The sequence below is a fragment of the Curvibacter sp. AEP1-3 genome (genome assembly GCF_002163715.1).
Taxonomy (GTDB): Bacteria; Pseudomonadota; Gammaproteobacteria; order Burkholderiales; family Burkholderiaceae_C; genus Allorhodoferax.
The window spans coordinates 548,561-566,535 of the sequence record NZ_CP015698.1; the positions used below are offsets into that span (position 1 = coordinate 548,561).

Genomic DNA, 17,975 nt, shown 5'->3' on the forward strand with positions numbered 1-17,975 from the left:
TCATTTATTCCGGTTGGACCGCGGGCATGCCGATGGCATCCCAGGTTTCAATGATTTGGGCAAAGCGCTCCATGATGCGGGCGAGCGCGAGGGACTGAGCGCGGTTTTCTTCGCGCAGGGCCTGCACTTCGGCAGCGGTAGCTGCGTCCACCTGTGCGGCTGCAGGCGTCGAGCTGCTTGCAGTGGCAGTCATCAAGGCGGGCGACAGGGCCAGCAGGGAACCGCCGGACAGGTCGCCACCGTCAAAGCGCGCGGCAGCGGTGCCGCCGGCAGCCGCCATGGCTGCGGCGTAATCGGCATAAGTTGCGTAGTTGGCGGTTTTGATTAGGCTCTTGGCGCTGTCTTCTGCTGCCTTAGTCACTGCAGCAAAGGCTTCCTGCAGACCCATGAGGGCGGTGTAGGTAGTGCGGCCGCTTGCGGTCGTAATATCCTGCGCGTCAACCAACGCCCGGAAGGTAGCTGTGCTGTCAGGCATAGCCACACCCAGACTGGCAAAAGACTTGACCAGGTTCTCGGTGGTCTTGGCGTTGCGCTCGGCTTCGGTGTAGTAGTTCTGGTAGTAGCTCAGGGTGGCTGTGTTGAAGGCATCCGCACCCCCAAACATATCCAGCAACTGGCTGGCGGCATCGGCAGTGGACAGGCCTGCAGTCAGTGCTGCTTTGTTCAGGGTGTTGAATGCACCGTTCACGGTCGCCAGACTGGTGGACAGCCGGGACAGGGCTACCGATGCGCGCTCACCTTCCTTGATGTAGCCCGAAGTGACAACCGTGCGGGCCAGCTCGTCGGCGATGCCCTCAAACACGGCCTGCAGGCCGGATTCAGTGAGCTGCGAAGAATCGATGCGAATGGACTTGACGTAGCCGAGAATCTGGGAAGTCGGCTGGCCTAGGGAGTCCGCTAGCTGAGCGGTGGAGCTGGTGAGCGCGCCATACACTTGACCCAGTTTGCTGGCGTAGCTGGAATCGAGCGCGCGGTAGTCTGTACCACTGTCTCCACTGTTGAACCAACCGGCGCTTCGGCTCCATTGCTGATAGCTCTGGCCGGAAAACATGCTGCCGCTGAATGTCCCTTGAATACCCGTGGCATCTACGGTTTTGGCACCTTGACCAAATGCGGCATTGATCGCCCCACCAATGGCGCCACCGATAGCAGCACCCACAGGCCCACCAAAAATAGCGCCCAAGGCGGTGCCAGCCACCACAAGGGCATCACCATTTCCGTCGCCGGCTGCTGATCGGCCGTTGCTGATGGCAGTGCCCAGCCCGTAACCCGCAAATGCACCGCCGGCGTAGGCCCCAGCAGTACCGATGGTGCCGCTGTAGGAGTACAGGCTGTTTCCAGCCTGCTGCAACGCGTCGCTGGTGTTTTCAATGAGCCACTTGCCCATGGTGGCCGCGCTGGTGCTGATGCTTTCGCCCAAAGTGGTGAAAGCGCCGCTCACGGTGTCGTAGAGGCTTTTGGCCTGCACTGCTGTATTGACGGTACCGAGCGCACCACCCTGCCCTGCTGCTGCAGTGCCAGGTAGTCCACCAGTGATCAGGCCGGCCACTGGTGTGACGATGGCGCTGACGATGGGGCGCAGGACCAAGGTCTTGAACATGTTCTCGACTGTGTCGCGGAAGTTTTCCACGAAGCCTTTGCCGTTCTCAAACCCACGCATGATGGCGTCGGTGAGGGTTTGCTGGATCTGCTCGGCGTCTTTCTTGGTGACTTCCAGGCGCGCTTTGGTGGTTGCTTGCGCGCTGGCAGATGCAGCAGCAACACGGGCGCGGGCACGCAGCTCTTCGCGCTGAGCCTCATCGAGGCCGGCGCTGCGGTCGATGGCGTCGATTTGCTTTTTGAGCTCCAGCTCAATGCGGTACTGCTCCAGTGTGGCTTCACGCACAGTGGCGCTTTGGCCCATGAGGGAGGCTTCCAGCGCCAGCATGTTGTTGCTGTCGCGGATGGACTTTTCGTAGGCGTCGACCGTGAGGCGGGCCTGCTCGCGGGCCTTGCTGTCGGCCACGTAGGCGGCATCGAGCTCAGACTGGAAGGCGATCTGGTCTTGGTACTGGGCGATGTTGGCACGACGTTGAGCAGCGGCTTTTTCAACCTCTTCACGCTTTTGCTGTGCCGCGGTCATCTGCTCTTCCAGCGTGAGCGCCTGCGCCTTGGTGATATTGCCTTTGCGCAGGGATTCATCAATCTGAGACAGGGTCTTGATGCGGAATTTGTCGGACTCTGTCAGGCGGCTGCCTGCCAGCAGTTGCTCGTTGGCCAGATCCAGCTCACGGGCAATGGTGGCGCCCAGACGGCCATAGTCGTCGCTGGCGTCTTTGACCGGCTTGATGAAGTGCTTGCGGATCCGGGCTTCCAGCTCGGGGGTGTACAGATCACCCAGGGCGGCTTTTTGCTTGGCGATCTCGGCAGCAAGCTTTTCGCTGTCGGTGGCGTAAGTGGTGAGCGCGGCTTTGTAAGAGGCTTCGCGCTGGGCTTTGGCCTCCAGCGAGGCGGCTACGGTCTCGGGGTTGACCCGACCACGGCCAGCACCACCGCCCGTGATTTCTCCAAGCGCTGTCTTGGCTCGCTGCAGCTCTTGCACATAGAGCTGGGTTTGATAAATCTCGCTCTGCAAGTAAATGTCGCTAGGGCGCTTGTCAAACTCCAGACGCATGTTCTGCAATTTGGTTGTCGCCTCGGTCAGCTTGCCATCCAGCGCCGCTGCCTTTTGGGCATTGGTATCGAACGCCTCAGGCACCAGATTTAGGTTTGTACGCAGTTTGAGAAGGCCACCGCTCAGCGTATTCAAAGCTGAGTTTGTGACGTTGAAGGCCTCAGACAACATGCCGAAACCACCACGGCCGATAGCTGTGGTCACACCGGCCAAAGTCTGCACAAAGAAGCCAGCGCCCTCCTTCTTGGCATTTTTCATCGCATCTGATACAGCCTCGAAATCGGTGGCAATCCCACCAATTGCAGAGCGAATGGCCGAGGAAACGCCGGCTTCAGCTACCGTTTGCTTGAAATCAGTCCATGCGGTACTCAGCCGGTTGACGCTGGCCTGCATGCTGCGGCTAGCCTCATCCACCGAAGGAGCGACCTCGTTGGTGAGCTGGGCTGCAAACTTGGGGAGGAAATCAGACGCCAGCAGTTGGCCGCTTTCCAGCATCTTGTCCAGCTCGGTGGTGGTCATCCCCATGGCGCGGGCGGCGATCTGAAACGCGCCGGGTAAGCGCTCACCCAATTGGCCGCGCAGCTCTTCGGCTTGCACCTTGCCCTTGCTGATCATTTGGGCGACCGCCGTGAGTGCGCCTTCTGCCTCCTGAGCACTCAAGCCCATGACCGTGGAAGCTTGTGCAATGGCGGAAAAAATGTCGCGGGTCTTCTGCCCTTCCAAGCTGGTGCCACGGGCGGCTGCGGCCAGCTTCATGTACTGCTCGGCGGTAGTGTTGAACTCCAGTCCTAAGTTGCGAGCGCTTGCCTTCACGAACTCCAGCTCAGCGGCCACATTTCCAGCGCCCACCGCAAATGTCAGGCCGTTCCGCAACTTGTCCACGCTGATTTGAGCCTGAACCATGGAGTCAGTGAACTGGCGGACAGTGTTGGCAGCGATTGCAATACCCGCGACCACACCACCGCCAATGAAGGCCGAGCGCAAGGTAGTTGCCAGAGCACCTGAATTGGTCTCGCTGTCTTTGACACGGCCGCCAAAGGTGTCCAGCTCGCGGCCTGCGTTGCGCATACCGCTGACAAAATCAGCAGTGTCTGCCGTGAGCTGGATGCCAATACCTTCAAACATGGGCGACCTTATTTAGGTTGGTTTTGTGCGGCTTGCCGGCCTTCCAGCGTGCCGCGCTCGCAAGCCCGGATGCCCGCCCAGATGCGCTGCCGGTCTTCGCCTGTGATGCCTTGCTCAGTGAGGTAGGCAGACACGCCGGCGTAGTCCATGCCCACTGCACCATTGACGCCGACACGCCACTGCGTTTGCAGCTCGCACCAGTGGCGCCAGGTGTCCACATTGCAAGGCCAGAGGAATGCTCTGGGCTTGGGTTCATTGGCACGGGCAGCAAGCACCGCGGCGATGAACGGGTTGGACTTGTCTTGCTCTGGTGGCTCATGGGCTTGGGCGTTTTCTGCGAGCGCTCTGGCGAGCGCCGTTAGTTTTTTTCCTTCACACCTACTTCGCCCAGGTAGGCTTGGAAGGCCGTGCGGGCCATGCCGGGAATGCGGCAGAGCTTGCGGAAGGCTTCTTCGCTGTAGGGCACTTGCTTACCCTCTTTGTCTTTGACGCCGGTCCAGCCCTTGTTGATGCCGAGCATGAAGTCGATCAGCAGCGTATTGCCCTGGTCGTTGATGGCGGCTTGCAGGTCGTCCTGCTCCAAGCGCTCGCACTCCAGTTGGAAGTCGAAGGCAACGGGCTGGCCCTTGCTGTTGTTGTAGGAACCTTTGACTTTGAAGCCAACGGTGTCAGAAATTTCGATTTCGATAGACATGAATCACTCCGATAGACAGGTAAACAAGCTCCGAAAGTGAATGCACGCACGGCGTGCCGGCTCGGAGTACACCGGCGAGCAGGGCATGTGCTGTCTGGACACACGCCCTGCCCTGCCGTGCGGGCAACCGGGCTTAGTAGCTGATGACGCGACCCAGCAAGCTGATCGCGCACTGCACTTGGTTGACTTGGCCGGACTGCATCTGTGGCACTTCGGACACGGACATGTAGCCGTAGCCGTAGACCGTGGCACCACCGCCAACGATGCGCAGCGCCACCTTTTGCTGGGTGCGGGCGATGTTGAGCATGGCCTTGTAGGTGGCGTTTTGCGGGTCGTGGCCCAGGCTTAAAGTGATCGTGCTGGCGTTGAAGCCGGTGGGGATCTTGATGCCATTGCGGGCGCTCAGGGGCTGCACGTCGGTGTAGCGTGGATCGCCGCCAGAGTTGCTGATGGACAGCACTTGCGGAATGTCAGTCCAGTTGCTGACCTTTTGGATCGTGCCGGTGCCGGTGCCTGCGCTGTAGAACTGGGTGTTGGTAGTGTCCAAGCCCAGAGCAGACAAGGTGTCAGCAGTCAGCTGGTCAGCTTGAAAGATGGAGTTGGAAGCATCTTCCCAGCCAGAGAGGAACAGGAACTCTTCGCCATCCACAAAGCCGTGGGCGACACTGGAGAGCACTGTGGGGTTGGCGTTGGATGCAGCGGTGACGGTTTTGGCGGCTGCGAAAGTCGTGGAAAACTGGAACTTCGCGCCTTCGGGGAAAAAGTAGCTCATGGTGGATTGCTCCTGGGGTTAACTGAGGGTTGCGCCGTTGGCACGGTGCAGAACATTGAAAACAAGGGTGGCGCAGGCGGTGAGCTCACCGTCGGCGTCGAAGTCGTAGGCGATGCCTTGCGGCCGGATGACCACCACCACGCCGCCCAGCGTCGGGTCTTGCATAAGGCGGGCGTACACGTCTTGCACCAGCTCATCGACAGCCACATCCGGGGAAGTGGACTTGCCGCTGCGGGCATAGCACTCGACTGCATAGGAGCCATTCCAGCTCACGGGCATACCGCTGACCATTTGCGCCTGAGCGACCTCGATCTGCACAGGCCGGATGGCCACTGCAGTGGCAGAGCTGATGGGGATAGGACGACGGCGGCCACGCTCGATGAGCGGAGCCACTGGGGTGCCTGCCTTCAGTGCTGCCTCGATGGCATCGACGGTTTTGACGACGATGGTGCTCATGGGGCCTCCAGATACAGGACGCTCATGCCGGTGCCGTCAGGCTCGTGGCTCGCCACCAGGTAGCTGGTGGTGCCAACGGTGACCGCTGCACCTTCCGGTGTTGCGGGCACGTTTGCCGTGGGCAGCGTGAGCGCTGGCTGGGTGCTGGCCATGCCGAGCACACCCACACCGCCCTGCGCATAGGCGTTGTCGAAAATGGCAGCCACCTCCACCCCCGCCAGAGTGATGCGCTGGGCAAACTCTGTGGGGTTGACGAAGGCTGCGAGGTTTTCGGCAAACATGATGCGCAGGGCTGTGTGTGTGGCCTGTGGGCTTACGCTGTCAGCCAGTCAACGACTGTGGCGAAGCTTTCGGTGTTGCGGACGTTTACGTCCACGTCTTGCAGAGCCACGATGCGCACGCCGCCGGAGGTGGACGCTGCGTAGGGGTCGCGCATCAGGTCAATGGCACCCCACATGCCGATCAGCAGATCGGAGAAGTTGCCAAAGATGCCTGCGGAGCAGACGCCGGAGCTGGTGCCCTTGGTCAAGTTGCTAGGCACTGCGTTGGTGACGGCAGCGCGGTAACCGTTGAGCGGCTCGTTGGTGTTGCGGTCCCAGATCGGGTCGCCATTGGTGCCGGAGAACTTCTGTGTGCGCTTGAGGATGCCGCGTGTCTTGGCGTTGACCAGGTAGCCCATGGTGCCCACGTCCGCGTTGGCGGTGGCCACGTTGGTTTCCAGGTCAATGATGTTGTTCCAAGTGGGTGCCAAGCCGTTGGTGCCGCCGACCAGGGATGGGGTGATGCGGGTCAGCAGGCCGGAAGGCTGGTTGCTTGCACCGGTACCGGCAATCGCTGCCAACTGGATGCCCAGACCCAACTGCTTTGCCAAGTCGCCCAGCACGAAGTTTTCCACGTCGATGGAGGCTTGGTTCAGCAAAGTGCGGCTGATATCGGTGAAGCCGCCCGCTGTCTTGGGAGACATGAGCACTTGGCCGACAGACTGCTGGCTTTCTGTGGGGGCTGTGTTTTCAGCGACCCAGTAGATGGTGGCGCCGCCGGTTTGCTTGGGGATGGCGATGTTGCCGCGCAGGTCGGTCAGCATGGTGACGCCGAGCTGGTCCAGCACCATGGCGTTGCGCAGCATTTCGATGAAGCTGCTGGCCTTGAGCTCAGTGGCGACCAAGTTACCACCGGCAGTAGGTGTGCCCACCACCAGGTCACGGCGCTGGATTTCGGAGGGGACAAACACACCACGGGCTTCGCGGCCCATGATTTTGGCAACAGCTGCAGAGCACTCGCGCTCAAAGCCCATGGCGCGCTCGTTGGCAGCGCTAGGGTCTGCCAGGTAGCGGGCGATGTTCAGGACGCTGAAGCGCTTGGCTTCTTTGGCTGTCAAGCCAATGTCTGCTGTGGGCAGAGGCTTGGTGGACATGTGGGCGATGAGTTCGCGCTGGAACTCTTCGACGGTGATGCCGCGCTGGATGGCGGACAGGGCCAATTCAGCGCCGCCAGGAGCGGTGGCACCGATTTTGGAGATTTCAGCGGCGTGATTGCGCTGCTCGACAACGACTACATCAGTCATGGCTTTTCCTTGGGGTTGGTTTTGGGGTGCAGGGGTGGCGGGTGCGGCTGCGATGGCAGCGGGTGCCACGGGGGCCTCCAGCTGCTCAGCGCTGCGGCCAACGCCTACGGTTGCGTCAGCGGGAACGCTGACCATGGAGACTTCAAAGGGCTCCCAGTCGGTGACGCGGTAGGTTTCCACACCGTCAGCGCTTTCGACCAGTTGGGCTTTGTGAATCATGTAGCCGACGCTGACGTTGCGGCGGATGCCATCAACCACGTCTTGCCACACTTCCTCTGCACGAGCGCTTTTTCCAAAGCGCACCACGGCACGACCTACCCGGTCGGGGCCGATCTCGACAGATTCGATAACGCCCACAACATCTCGGGTGTCGTGGTCGCACAGGAGGTTTGCACCGCTGCGCAGGCGGCCGGTGCGCATGCTGGTGGCGGTGCAGTCCAGAATTTCAATGCCCCAGTAGCGCTCGTACGGGGTCTCGCTGGCGAATGCCAGGGTGGCGGTGCGTGCTTCAACGTCAACCGCTGCACGGTCCACCAGCAAGGCTCGCTCGGTGCGACCGGTCTGCAGGTGACGCTGCAAGCTCTCGGGGATGGAGGTTTTGGTAGTCATGGCCCCTACTTTCAGGGCCGAGGTGTCTAGTTTTTAAGGCAAAGGACTAGACGTTTTTGAAGATTTTTGCGGGCATAAAAAAACCCGCCGGAGCGGGTTTCTTGTGCTGAGGGGATGGGGTTAGGCGTTTTTCACAATGCCCACTCGGCTGATGCGGATGGTTGCCTGAACAGGGATGCCACCGAGGAAGCAAAACTGGAAATTTGGTTGAAGAGATTTGCTGGCGGACGCAGTCCAATCAGCGTTGGTTCCGCTTCCCAGTGTGAGCGGCTGGGTCATCACTTGACCATCAAAGGCAGCGCTTGCCCAAGCTCCATCCATTGCCACCGAGTTGTAAACGGTGCCAGAGAGCTGGGCGGAGTTTTGAACAATGTTGTTTGTCGTATCTTGGGCCTGCAAAATAGCCGTAGGACCGACGAATCCAACTGAGCCAGCATCCACAATGATCCTGGACACTGCAGATACAACGTCACCAGATGCCGCAAATGCCCCACCAAGGCCATAGTTGGCGATGGAAACTGATTGAACAGTTCCGGCTGAGCCAGCAGTTCCGCTGATGGTGACTATTTGTTGCTCATAGCCATCTGGGTCGGTGCCCTTTGCGCACACCACTGAATAGCCAGCAGGAATGCTCCCCATGGTCCAACCGGTTGCCAGCTGGCCGGTAGCAGTTCCAAGCGTTCCTGCTGTACCACTCATCATGGCCGCGACACCAAAAGCGGTGTCACCAGCATAAGTTGGCAGGTTGTTGCGCGGAGCAAAGTTGCCCATTTGGAAAATGGCATCCAGCACCGCACCGATGCGGCTGCCTAGATCGCGGTTTGCTTGAAGGTTCGGGTGCAAAAAGTCACCGGCAGCCAGGTAACCAGCTTTGAACTGGTAAGACGTAGGCGAAGCGGCCATTACGTCATAGCTGTTGAACTTGATGACTTTGGAGCTATAGGGCAAGTACGCTGCACCATCCAAGAAGCGGCGGCGGCTGTAATGCACCGCGCCGTTGCCCGACTGATCGGAGTTCGGAAACTCGTTCAATACAATCACGATCTTGCCTGCGGCCACCAGAGCATTGATCACGGACTGATAGACGGGGCCGTCAGTGGTCACGGGGTTTGTGCCGTTGTTCACGCCGATCAGCATCACAAAAACACTGGCAGCGCTGCCCAAGATGTTGGCCCGCTGCGGATAGGCGCTGATCGCTGTGGACGCCACGTTTTGCGGGGGCAATACAGTGTAGGTGCCGCCAGCGTTGGAGCCTGTGCCAGTTTGCAATGCACTGATGTACGTGCCAGGCGCTACACCTGTGCCGAAGAGCTGCTGGCCCACGGCAAACGCGCCGGATGTGTGCGTGGTGTCTGTGAAGGTTGCAACACCTCCAGACATTGTGATTGTACCGGTACCAACTGCGGACGCTGCGGGGTTTAGTCGAGACTGAACTTGGGCAAGTGTGTTGCCGTTGATGCCGAAGTTGCCAACAAACCGGCCGCGGTAATTGCTGAAGTGCTGAATCCATGCAGCCAAGCCGTAGGCAGTGAGGCGGTTGGGCATAAATGTATTGGAATCTTCAGTGCTGTTGGCACTGCGAGAATCCCCAATAAGTGCCCACTGGTTGTTTGTAGAGGCTGGATAGATGGCGCTACCAAAGCTCACTTCGGATCCTGTTTCCGGGTGAATAAGCGCTGTCATTCCAGCATTCCACTTTGGCACCATTTGCTGCTGACCAGCGGCGTTTTTAAAGCCGATATGGTTGCGAGTTGGGTCCGATAGAACGTCTACTTTTGAGCTGATATCGAGTGGCATGGAAGTTCTCCAGGTCAGTGAGGTTTAAGCGACCGGCGGTTTTCCGGTAGAGGGCGTAGCCCCGGGGGTGCCGTCGTAAGCGGTGAGCTGCACGCCCACTTCGGCGGCCAGCTTCATGGCCATGGCGATGGCGTCGACGGTGTCCTCGAAGTCGTAGCCCATGGCAGCGCACAGGTCTTGGGGTGACATGAGGCCTGCTTTGACGGCGAGGATCTTGGCTTCCATGTCGCCTTTGGGATCGACCCATTCCCAGCGGCGGGCCTGCCACTCATGGCGGCTGAACTTGGCCAGCTTGCTGTAAGGCAAAGCATTACCGTTGGGAAATGTGATGGCACCACTGAGCAGGGCCATCTTGAGCCAAGCACGAAAGACGGGCTCCATGAAAACGTTGATGAACCACTCTTGGTCATCCATCCAGCGGTCGCGCTCTTCCAAGGCACCCGAGCGGATGCTGCTGTAGCTGACGCCTTCCAGATCATTGCCGACCGAGTGATAAGCCACGCACCAGCCGCTGGCCACACGCTGCAGGGCGGTTTTGACGAACGGGCCAAACACCTCATTGGGGTATTTGCTTTCGTGCGGCTGAAAGGTGGTGCCGGCGGGCAGTGTGTCGTACACGCCGGGCTGGCTGGTGGTGATGATGGGGGCACCGGGCTCAGCACTTTCTGGCGCACCAATGGGTGCTTGCGCCTCGGCACTGGTGAAGAAGCCGTAGTGGTTGGCACCATGCTCGGCAGCCAGCACGGCCGACAGCATGAAGCCGCCCAGGTGGTGCAGGCTGAGCATGCCCGGGGCCATCCAAGGGATGCCGCGCAGCTGCTCGGCGCGCTCGACTTTGAAGCGGTGCAGCACCTCGGTGGTGGGCACGCGGATCCGGGTGCGGCTGCTGCTGACGCCGTCGTTGGGGTGGGCAGCAAACAGGTGCACGGCCACGGGGCGGCGGTAGGCATCGACCTCGACGCCCATGATGACGGCGTTGGTGGAGCCGGTGGCGCCGACGTTGTAGGTGGTGTCGATGCGGTCTACATCGATGACTTGCAGTGCGAAGTTGAATTTATTGCCGGCGTCTTTGCCTTGAATGAAGCGGACCAGAAACTCGCCATCACTGGGCAGGCCACCGACGATGGTGGTGCACAGGTCGCGCAGGCTTTGCTGGCCGGCTACATCGCAGGCGAGGCCCCATTCGGCCCATGCCTCTTCAATGGCGTTGCTGGCAGCGCGGTCGGGCTTGCCTGGTGCGTCTTGCACGCGAGACTGCAGCCGGATACCACCGGGGCCGATGATGTTGCTGGTGACCATGCGCGTGTACTTGGCGGCATAGTCGTTGTTGTGGCGCAGGTCGCGGCCACGGGAGCGCAGGCGGTTGAGGTCGCCGCGCAGCTCTTGGTTGATGGACTGCTCGGTGGTGATCCAGTCAGACGCCAAGCGGCCGAGCTGCGCGCCCTGAAAACGCCGCGTTTGGGCTTGTCCACCGAAGTAGCGGGCCACGGCACCGCGTGCGCGCTGGATGAGGCTGCGATATTGCATGGCCATGGGAGCCCTTAGTAGTTGCCGCCAAAGCGCACGAACACCCGACGCGGATCACCCATGCCGCGGGCAATGAGGTTGGCGGCGGTTTCACGAGCGACTTCGGCGCGGTATCGGTCGCGCAGGGCCAGCAGCTCAGCCATGGGGATGCGCTGCAAGCTGCGCCCGGCGATGGTGTAGTTGGCGGCGGTGAGGTTGGCGCCGTCTTCGAGGTAGGCCTCGATGTTGGCCAGCACGCGGCGGGCGTGGGTGCGGGCATCGAGCGTGGCAGCGGAGAAGCTGCTTTGCACTTTGAAGGTGCCGCTGCCTACGGTGTAGACCTCGCCGGACTTGCTGACGCGGGCGCGCCAGGTGTAGTCACCCGGCACCCAGTCGGCGGTGGTGGTTGCGGCTACGGTGATGAGGTGATCGGACCCGCTGGCGGTGCCGATGACGGTGATTTTGCTGGTGCCGTTGATGAGCACATAGCTGAGCTCCCAGCCTTCAGTTGCCGGGTATTCAGCCAGTGTTTTGAGCCACTTGGCAGTGTCGCCTGCGATGAGTACATCGGGCTCGGTGGTGGGTGTGGGTGCAGCCATTTGGCCCCTACTTTGGGGGGCCTTGTGTCTAGTTTTTAAGGCAAGAAACTAGACGTTTTCAGCTTTTGATGATCTGCCACAGGCGCGAGCGGCTGACTTTGTAGCGGCGCTCCAGCAGGGCAATGCGCTCACCCCGGAGGTAGTCGGCTTTGATCTGGGCATTGCGCTCGCTGCTGCCCTCCCCGCTGCGGCGGGCAATGTAGGGGCGGTCCCCCGCCCACTTGGCGCGGATCTGCTTGTCGGCCTGCTTGGCCAGCTCGGCGGTGAAGCCGGGGGCCATGGCCAGGACGAGGGAGAGCATGTCCTCAATGATGTCGTTCTCGCTGCCAGCGTGGGCGGCGGGGGTGGCGGCTTTGCTGTGGGTAGGGGTCACCATGTGGGCCTCGATGGGTTTCGGTTATGAGATGGACGCTGAATAAGGGGGCGCTGCACCGGCTGGGCGACCGGTGCGGGCTTGGTTTCGGGGGCTTCGTAGACGCCGGGAGCCACCTGGTTGAGCAGCAAGGTCTCCAGTCGGTCCCAGTCGGCCTTGGTGGCGCGGTGCAGGCGCAGCTCGGGGTGGTGAGCGGCGGCAAAGGCGTAGACCCATGTGTCCAAGGGCTCGTTGCGGGCACCGCGGCGGTTCACGAAGCGGTTTTGGGCGGGGTTGTAGGTTTCGGACACCAGCCCGGGAAAGTATTCGGCGGGCAATTCGCTGGTGAAGTGGGTGACGCGCAGCTCGGGGTCTTTGGCGCTGTCCACACTCAGGCGGCTGTAGAGCCAGTGCTTGATGCCGACCGTACCCACGTGGTGGGTCATCACGCCGCGTTTGTCGTGCTGGCCCTTCCAGGTAACGTCTTGCAGCTTGCCCTTGGACAGCACGGGCGCGTTGTTGGGGATGGCACCGAAGATGCACAGGGGACGGCGCACGCGGCGGCTGCGGACGAAGTTTTTCACATCCTCGGTGCGGTGGCCACCGGCGTCGTTGGCCATGGCTTCCACCCGCAAGGTGCCGCCGTACTCGGACTGGATGGGCTTGTTGAGGTATTCAGTGAGCGCATTCCACACCTCGGGGCCGGCCGGATCGCCGGGCAGCTCGACATAGTCCAGCACCCAGAAGGCCATGCCACGGCCCCAGCCCACGAGCTGCACGGCCAAGCGGTTGTCTTGCGTGTCCACGCCGGCAGTGACGCAGAGCACACCCTTGGGGGCCACGCGCAGGGCGTAGGGCTCGGCGCGATCGGCAATGGCGTTGTGCTTGACGTTGCGCATGGCTTGGTCTTCCCAGGCTTCGGCGCGGCGGTCATTCACAAAGGTCTTGAGGCGGGACTGGTCACCCTGCGCATCCACCCACGCTTGCGCCATATCAAGCCAGCGAGGGCCCAGGCCGAAACGGTAGTAAAGGAAGTTGGCGCGATAGCCGCGGATCTTTCGGCCCGGATGGGTGGGCACCCAGCGGCCACGGTCAGTCATCCAGTCTTTGTGGTGCTCTTCGATTTCGGCGCCGCACTCAGGGCATACCACCCATGCACGGATGACTTTGCCATCGGGGCCCGTAGACCAATGAAACCCCGCCCAGGTGAGCGCATGCTCGTGGCCACAGTGGGGGCAAGGCACCTGATAGTGGCGCTGATCTGAGACTTCCCATTTGGCCTCGAGGCGGCACTGGCCGATGATTTCGGGAGTACCAACGCTTGCGCGTTTATAAGTGCTGGGAAATGCGCTAGGACGGCCGTCCAGCAAGGCGTCTGGGTCATCACCTGACTTGAGACTGGCCGCAAAGCTGCTGAATTCGTCCGCCAGCACCAGCTTGGCACTGGTGCTCTTAAGGCGCTTGGGGTTACCGGCGTGCTCAATGTATAGCTGGCCACCGGCAAAGTCTTTGAATTCTTTGGTGTTCGAGCTGTTGCGGCTGTTGGTGCTGGTGAGGGCTTCGGCGCAGGCGGGGGTTTCCTCTAGCAGCGGGTTGAGCTTTTGGTTGATGAACTTCTGCTGAGAAACCTCGCCGGGCAGCACCACTAGGATGGGCCCGGGGTTCTCGCACATCGTGTAGCCGATGACGTTGGTCTCCAGCTCGGATTTGCCGAACTGGATGGGGAAAATGCAAACGATCTCCTGCACCGGGCTGCGGGCGGACATGCTGTCCATTGGCTCACGTAGCAACGGGGACCGGTCAGTAGACCAACGGCCGGGGATGGCGCTGGCCTTGCTACTCAGCACCCGGTTGGCGTCTGCCCACTGACTGACGGTGAGCGGCTTGCGTGGTGCAATGGCGCGCGCCGCGCTGTGGAAAAGTCCTGCTGCTTGCATGGCTAAAACTCCCCCTTGCCCAGCTTGGCCAAGCTTTGCGCGGCAGTATCCAGCGCGTGCTCCACCTCATTGGAAAGGATGGACTTGATCTGGGTCTCATCACTCGTGGCGGCGAGCTGTGGTGCCAGGTTGTAGGGCAATCCCTCGATACTCGTACGCAAGACGGTGATGATTTCAGCTACCACCGCGCGGACTTCGGAGGCGGGCAACAGCTCGCGGATCTTCTCGCGATAGCTGGCCTCGGCTTCCATGGCGGCGAAGTGCTCGCGCTTGGCCTTGCTGCCCTGGTAGTCGTAGCCCTGCCCGGCGGGTGGCTGCTCGCCCTCACCCGCTACAGAATTGGTAGCTGCTTGCGCACTACTGGCGTGCGCTGGCGCTTGATTTGTCTTGCTTTCTGCATGGCCGGTAGCCACCTCGGCGCCGCGCTCTTCGGCGTGGCGGGCAGCCACACCGGCTTTGCTGGGGTCGCGGGTTTCGGCGATGCGTGCAATGCTCTCTTGCACCCGCACGGTCTTGCCGTCTTCGGCCAGCACCAAGCGGCCGGTCTTTTTGAGCTCGCTGCCGTAGCCGACTTTGACGCCGATCAGGCGGCAGAACTCGGACAGGGTTGCCGTTTCGGGGGTGCTCATCGGGGGACCTCGCCTTTGAAATACTTCATGGGTTCGGGCTTCAGCCAGGCGGCGTGCACCTCTTTGGCTGGGCCGAGTGGGTAGGGTTCGGAGTGATCCAGCTCGCGCACCCGGATGACTTCGCCGGATTGCATGGCGATGACCGATTTGTCGCCGAGCAGGTAGCGGTGGCCTTGTAATGCGGTGGCAAAGTCACCGGGTGCGGTTTTCATACGGGCTATTTCTCCATGCAGGTGTTGATACGGTCCACGCAGGTGCCGAGCCAGTGCACCTCGGTCATGTCATCGGGGCCACTTTTGCAGCCGGCTGGATACATGAATGAGGCAGGGCCCCGCAGATTGCCGTCGGCGTCCTGGTAGCGCTTGCGCTTGGCGGTAACCATGCCGGCCGCCTGTAGCACGTTGCTCCAACGGGGCAAGGTCAAGGGCTCGGCGCCTTGTTGCTTGACCCACCGGCTGTAAAACTCATATGCACTGACAGTCAAGATGGGCAGGCAAGCGCCGGAAGCGAATGCACCAGCCTCGTACTCAGCCCAGAAATTCAGCACACGCTGCACTTCGGGGTTGATTGGTGCGGGCGCTTCCAGCGCGGCCAGCTGGCTGTGGGCCTGCAGTTCATCCAACATGCAGACGCCGGTTTTTAGACGTGCAACTTCGTTAGCGCGGCGGATGGCCTGGGCGGTGGTCAATCCTGCCACCCGACCGGAGCGGATGACGGCGCGGAAAGTGCGGTCAGCCGCCACCATCACATCAGCAGCATGGGACAGGAACAGCGCCCCGCCAGGCTGCGGCAGTTGCTGGGAAGCCAGTTTGTCGCGCAGCTCAAAGAAAGCCCGAACCAGGGCGACCTTGAACTTGATGACCAGCGGGCTGTTGCGCATGAAGGTCACCAGCAGGGTGGCTTGCTGCTCGTTCAGAAATGCCACATCGCGAGTCTGTTTGCCTCCGTTGGTGTCAAAGGGTTCAATTTCAAATTGAACCCTTCCAAACTCAGAGAGACTGTCAACGTGCTTTTTAAGCAGGACCAGAACACTGTTGTGCTCCATTTCGACGCCTTTTGCGATCGCCAATGAAGTGGTCATGGGTTCGTTGTGGTGAAGCAAAACGAGATCAGACATTGCAACCTCCTTGCTTGCTGGCAAGCTGCACGGCGCGCAATTGCTGGCGCACCATGTCGTGCAAGCGCTTGTTTTCCACCAGAAAAGCTTGCAGTCGTCGAATTTCGGCGGCTGCGGGGCTATTTGCAGGTGCGCCGGACAGCCGACCGCCTTTATTGCGGGGCTGCTTGACTGGACGAGCCAGCGCAGTGGGAAGTGGGATGATTTGTGCGCAACGGGGCGCGGATGCGTTATGAGCCATGAATGGCCTCCAGGGACTGCGGTTTACAACAACCACCGCACCCGAGACCAATCGAGGGCGGCAGCTCGAATGGGTTGGTCTACCGGGCAGCCCCTGCGGGAACCGGCGGAGCTTGCGCTCCCCCATCCGAGCCGCCAAAACTGGAGGCACAGACAACGAAGCCGCAGACTCTGCGGAAAAGAGGCCACGGCTTTCGTCGTGGAGCTGCAACGGGAGACCAATCCCGATCACGCCTTTTTTTGACGTGACGGGCGGAGTGTAGCGCAAGCTAATATGTGTGCATACACAAGGGAGGGAACCATGCGATTCTTTAAAGCACTGCGCATGGCGTTTGCCGGATGGATGGCCAGCAGAGCCAGAAGACGACAGCGCGAGGCGGGCATGCGATCGACGGCCAACAGCCCAGCTGCGCCGCAACCCGTGACCATGGAACCGATCGCTCCCCAGGTTAAGGGCTACAGCTTGACCATTCCGCAACTGATTTGCCTTGACTACGGGAGGGACGGAAAGCCCTTCCAGGCGGACAGCAGAGGACCAACCATACGCACGATCCGATCGCTGACCGCCAAAGGTTTGCTCCAAGAATCCAAACCCGGATGGTTCACGATCACACAAACCGGACTCGGCATTCTCAAAAGTCGGGACTAATAACTGGTTCATAAAGGCGGGCATGTTCAGGCTCCCAGCTTTTCCGCTGCCTGCCGAATCCGAGCGCGCATGCGCTTCGCAAGGAAGTTGTCGGCATCGGCTTTTTCAGCGATGCGGGCCATGTTGAGGCGTGGCGTATAGCTGGGCGTGCGCACGAACATGAGCACGGGGCGCACATCGGCGCCCGTAGTGCCCACGACTGCCCAGATGCCGGGTGCGAGGTGGCCGGTTTTGCCGCTGCGCAGCTTGCCGTAGGCCACAAAGTAGCGCCGGCCAGAAACCTTGCTGGTGCCTTTGATCAGGTTGGCTTTGCGCTTGTCGCTCATATTGGCCTTAAAGCCCTGCTCCCCGAAGGCTTGGAAGTAGCTGATGAGCTGCACCAGGAAGGGCCCGCGCATGTTGCCGCGGCCATCGTCACTGCCAGGGAAAGGAACGCGGGGCAGCGCGGTCTGGTAACCAGCAGGCAGGATGCCGGCACGGCGCAGGATGACTTCGGAGCGCTTGTCGCGGCGGGTGCCGCCGGCCTCTTGCGCGCGCAGGATCTGCTGGGGGTCTATGCCCTTGCCGCCGAAGTAGGTGGGCTCGATGGTGGCGCTGAGGCTGCTGGCGTCGGCCTGTTTGACGTAGACGCTTTTGAGGATGTAGGGCGTGGGGTCTTGGAAGACGCTAGCCATTTCCGCCTGCATGGTGCGGCGCACCTGAAATGCGGTGTCGGTGATGGCCTTGGCGGCGGCTTCGCGGAGCTGGGGGCCGCTGAGCTGGTTGAGCTGCTTGAGGACCTTCTCCAAGCCTTCCATCTTGAGGGTGATTTTCATGATGCTTGCTCGCTTTCGGTTTTTGCGGCTTTGGAGGCGATCAGCGCGGGGATGGCACCCAACCCCTGCGCCACACCTTCTTTGCTGCCGGTGAGCGTGATTTGCAGGCGGCGCAGGCCGGGGAAGACGCCTTGGGCGATCAGGTCGCGGCAAAGGGTGCCGAGTTCAGGCCAGTCGCGCAGGGCTTGCTTGAACTCGGGGAGGTTTTCTTCCGTGCAGCGGATGGTTTTCTTTACCGGTTGGCAGTCCATCATTTCTTTTGTGCGGGATGTGGGGGATGTAGTGCGGCATGCGAAAACGCGCAAACCCGCATGGGCATTGACGTGTGCGGTGTGTGCGGTATGTGCGGGGTACAGGCGCACAGGTGTGCGCACATGCGCACGCCTGCACACACGCACGCCTGCATGGGAAACCGCAAACGATGCCGCACATACCGCACAACCCATATAAATCAACGACTT

19 protein-coding genes are annotated in these 17,975 nt (G+C 61.0%); 1 reads left to right on the forward strand and 18 read right to left on the reverse strand.

The window, feature by feature from the left end:
- Window positions 1-4 precede the first annotated feature (4 nt).
- The 16 genes from AEP_RS02595 to AEP_RS02670 form a co-directional block, all read right to left on the reverse strand.
- Complete coding sequence (locus AEP_RS02595) at window positions 5-3,778, reverse strand: tape measure protein (RefSeq protein WP_087493947.1); 3,774 nt, start codon at window positions 3,776-3,778, stop codon at window positions 5-7.
- Window positions 3,779-3,786: 8 nt separating this feature from the next.
- Window positions 3,787-4,053 carry a DUF1799 domain-containing protein gene (locus tag AEP_RS02600; protein ID WP_257789657.1) on the reverse strand — a complete coding sequence of 89 codons (267 nt, stop codon included), beginning with the start codon at window positions 4,051-4,053 and terminating at the stop codon, window positions 3,787-3,789.
- An 83-nt stretch (window positions 4,054-4,136) separates the two neighbouring features.
- Entirely contained in the window at window positions 4,137-4,472 is a 336-nt protein-coding gene (locus AEP_RS02605) for a hypothetical protein (protein WP_087493949.1), read from the reverse strand.
- A gap of 133 nt (window positions 4,473-4,605) precedes the next feature.
- Window positions 4,606-5,244 (reverse strand): phage tail tube protein, encoded by a 639-nt coding sequence (locus AEP_RS02610; protein WP_087493950.1) that lies wholly within the window; start codon window positions 5,242-5,244, stop codon window positions 4,606-4,608.
- A gap of 18 nt (window positions 5,245-5,262) precedes the next feature.
- Window positions 5,263-5,700 carry a hypothetical protein gene (locus tag AEP_RS02615; protein WP_087493951.1) on the reverse strand — a complete coding sequence of 146 codons (438 nt, stop codon included), beginning with the start codon at window positions 5,698-5,700 and terminating at the stop codon, window positions 5,263-5,265.
- A complete protein-coding gene (locus tag AEP_RS02620) occupies window positions 5,697-5,981 on the reverse strand; it encodes a head-tail joining protein (RefSeq protein WP_087493952.1) in 285 nt (94 codons plus the stop codon). Before AEP_RS02620 ends, AEP_RS02615 begins: the two co-directional genes overlap by 4 nt.
- A 32-nt stretch (window positions 5,982-6,013) precedes the next feature.
- The gene (locus AEP_RS02625; protein ID WP_087493953.1) at window positions 6,014-7,873 is read right to left on the reverse strand and encodes a phage major capsid protein; all 1,860 of its coding nucleotides are present in this window, start codon (window positions 7,871-7,873) and stop codon (window positions 6,014-6,016) included.
- Window positions 7,874-7,993: 120 nt separating this feature from the next.
- The gene (locus AEP_RS02630) at window positions 7,994-9,670 is read right to left on the reverse strand and encodes a hypothetical protein (protein ID WP_157673017.1); all 1,677 of its coding nucleotides are present in this window, start codon (window positions 9,668-9,670) and stop codon (window positions 7,994-7,996) included.
- 24 nt (window positions 9,671-9,694) lie between these two features.
- Entirely contained in the window at window positions 9,695-11,203 is a 1,509-nt protein-coding gene (locus AEP_RS02635; RefSeq protein ID WP_087493955.1) for a phage portal protein, read from the reverse strand.
- Window positions 11,204-11,211: 8 nt separating this feature from the next.
- Window positions 11,212-11,775, reverse strand: a complete 564-nt coding sequence (locus AEP_RS02640) for a hypothetical protein (protein ID WP_087493956.1) — start codon at window positions 11,773-11,775, stop codon at window positions 11,212-11,214.
- Between the two features lie 58 nt (window positions 11,776-11,833).
- Window positions 11,834-12,151: a Mor transcription activator family protein gene (locus tag AEP_RS02645; RefSeq protein ID WP_087493957.1), complete on the reverse strand. Its 318-nt coding sequence runs from the start codon at window positions 12,149-12,151 to the stop codon at window positions 11,834-11,836.
- Window positions 12,145-14,064, reverse strand: coding sequence for a phage terminase large subunit family protein (locus AEP_RS02650; protein WP_087493958.1), 1,920 nt, complete (start codon window positions 14,062-14,064; stop codon window positions 12,145-12,147). Before AEP_RS02650 ends, AEP_RS02645 begins: the two co-directional genes overlap by 7 nt.
- Before the next feature lie 2 nt (window positions 14,065-14,066).
- Complete coding sequence (locus tag AEP_RS02655) at window positions 14,067-14,693, reverse strand: hypothetical protein (RefSeq protein WP_087493959.1); 627 nt, start codon at window positions 14,691-14,693, stop codon at window positions 14,067-14,069.
- Window positions 14,690-14,905: a hypothetical protein gene (locus tag AEP_RS02660; protein ID WP_087493960.1), complete on the reverse strand. Its 216-nt coding sequence runs from the start codon at window positions 14,903-14,905 to the stop codon at window positions 14,690-14,692. The genes AEP_RS02655 and AEP_RS02660 overlap by 4 nt, the downstream gene beginning before the upstream one ends.
- A gap of 5 nt (window positions 14,906-14,910) precedes the next feature.
- Window positions 14,911-15,810: a Rha family transcriptional regulator gene (locus tag AEP_RS02665; RefSeq protein WP_087493961.1), complete on the reverse strand. Its 900-nt coding sequence runs from the start codon at window positions 15,808-15,810 to the stop codon at window positions 14,911-14,913.
- Complete coding sequence (locus tag AEP_RS02670; protein ID WP_087493962.1) at window positions 15,803-16,051, reverse strand: hypothetical protein; 249 nt, start codon at window positions 16,049-16,051, stop codon at window positions 15,803-15,805. The genes AEP_RS02665 and AEP_RS02670 overlap by 8 nt, the downstream gene beginning before the upstream one ends.
- A gap of 300 nt (window positions 16,052-16,351) precedes the next feature.
- Here AEP_RS02670 and AEP_RS02675 point away from each other — a divergent pair, with 300 nt between their 5' ends.
- Window positions 16,352-16,699, forward strand: a complete 348-nt coding sequence (locus tag AEP_RS02675; RefSeq protein ID WP_157673018.1) for a hypothetical protein — start codon at window positions 16,352-16,354, stop codon at window positions 16,697-16,699.
- Between the two features lie 26 nt (window positions 16,700-16,725).
- Here AEP_RS02675 and AEP_RS02680 read toward each other — a convergent pair whose 3' ends face one another.
- A complete protein-coding gene (locus AEP_RS02680) occupies window positions 16,726-17,514 on the reverse strand; it encodes a hypothetical protein (protein ID WP_087493964.1) in 789 nt (262 codons plus the stop codon).
- Complete coding sequence (locus AEP_RS02685) at window positions 17,511-17,888, reverse strand: hypothetical protein (RefSeq protein ID WP_087493965.1); 378 nt, start codon at window positions 17,886-17,888, stop codon at window positions 17,511-17,513. Before AEP_RS02685 ends, AEP_RS02680 begins: the two co-directional genes overlap by 4 nt.
- Window positions 17,889-17,975 lie beyond the last annotated feature (87 nt).

Coding starts and splice junctions, on each gene's coding strand:
- AEP_RS02595 (WP_087493947.1), bottom strand. CDS start 3,778: ATGTTTGAAGGTATTGGCATCCAGCTCACGGCAGACACTGCTGATTTT.
- AEP_RS02605 (WP_087493949.1), bottom strand. CDS start 4,472: ATGTCTATCGAAATCGAAATTTCTGACACCGTTGGCTTCAAAGTCAAA.
- AEP_RS02610 (WP_087493950.1), bottom strand. CDS start 5,244: ATGAGCTACTTTTTCCCCGAAGGCGCGAAGTTCCAGTTTTCCACGACT.
- AEP_RS02615 (WP_087493951.1), bottom strand. CDS start 5,700: ATGAGCACCATCGTCGTCAAAACCGTCGATGCCATCGAGGCAGCACTG.
- AEP_RS02620 (WP_087493952.1), bottom strand. CDS start 5,981: ATGTTTGCCGAAAACCTCGCAGCCTTCGTCAACCCCACAGAGTTTGCC.
- AEP_RS02625 (WP_087493953.1), bottom strand. CDS start 7,873: ATGACTACCAAAACCTCCATCCCCGAGAGCTTGCAGCGTCACCTGCAG.
- AEP_RS02630 (WP_157673017.1), bottom strand. CDS start 9,670: ATGCCACTCGATATCAGCTCAAAAGTAGACGTTCTATCGGACCCAACT.
- AEP_RS02635 (WP_087493955.1), bottom strand. CDS start 11,203: ATGGCCATGCAATATCGCAGCCTCATCCAGCGCGCACGCGGTGCCGTG.
- AEP_RS02640 (WP_087493956.1), bottom strand. CDS start 11,775: ATGGCTGCACCCACACCCACCACCGAGCCCGATGTACTCATCGCAGGC.
- AEP_RS02645 (WP_087493957.1), bottom strand. CDS start 12,151: ATGGTGACCCCTACCCACAGCAAAGCCGCCACCCCCGCCGCCCACGCT.
- AEP_RS02650 (WP_087493958.1), bottom strand. CDS start 14,064: ATGCAAGCAGCAGGACTTTTCCACAGCGCGGCGCGCGCCATTGCACCA.
- AEP_RS02655 (WP_087493959.1), bottom strand. CDS start 14,693: ATGAGCACCCCCGAAACGGCAACCCTGTCCGAGTTCTGCCGCCTGATC.
- AEP_RS02660 (WP_087493960.1), bottom strand. CDS start 14,905: ATGAAAACCGCACCCGGTGACTTTGCCACCGCATTACAAGGCCACCGC.
- AEP_RS02665 (WP_087493961.1), bottom strand. CDS start 15,810: ATGTCTGATCTCGTTTTGCTTCACCACAACGAACCCATGACCACTTCA.
- AEP_RS02670 (WP_087493962.1), bottom strand. CDS start 16,051: ATGGCTCATAACGCATCCGCGCCCCGTTGCGCACAAATCATCCCACTT.
- AEP_RS02675 (WP_157673018.1), top strand. CDS start 16,352: ATGCGATTCTTTAAAGCACTGCGCATGGCGTTTGCCGGATGGATGGCC.
- AEP_RS02680 (WP_087493964.1), bottom strand. CDS start 17,514: ATGAAAATCACCCTCAAGATGGAAGGCTTGGAGAAGGTCCTCAAGCAG.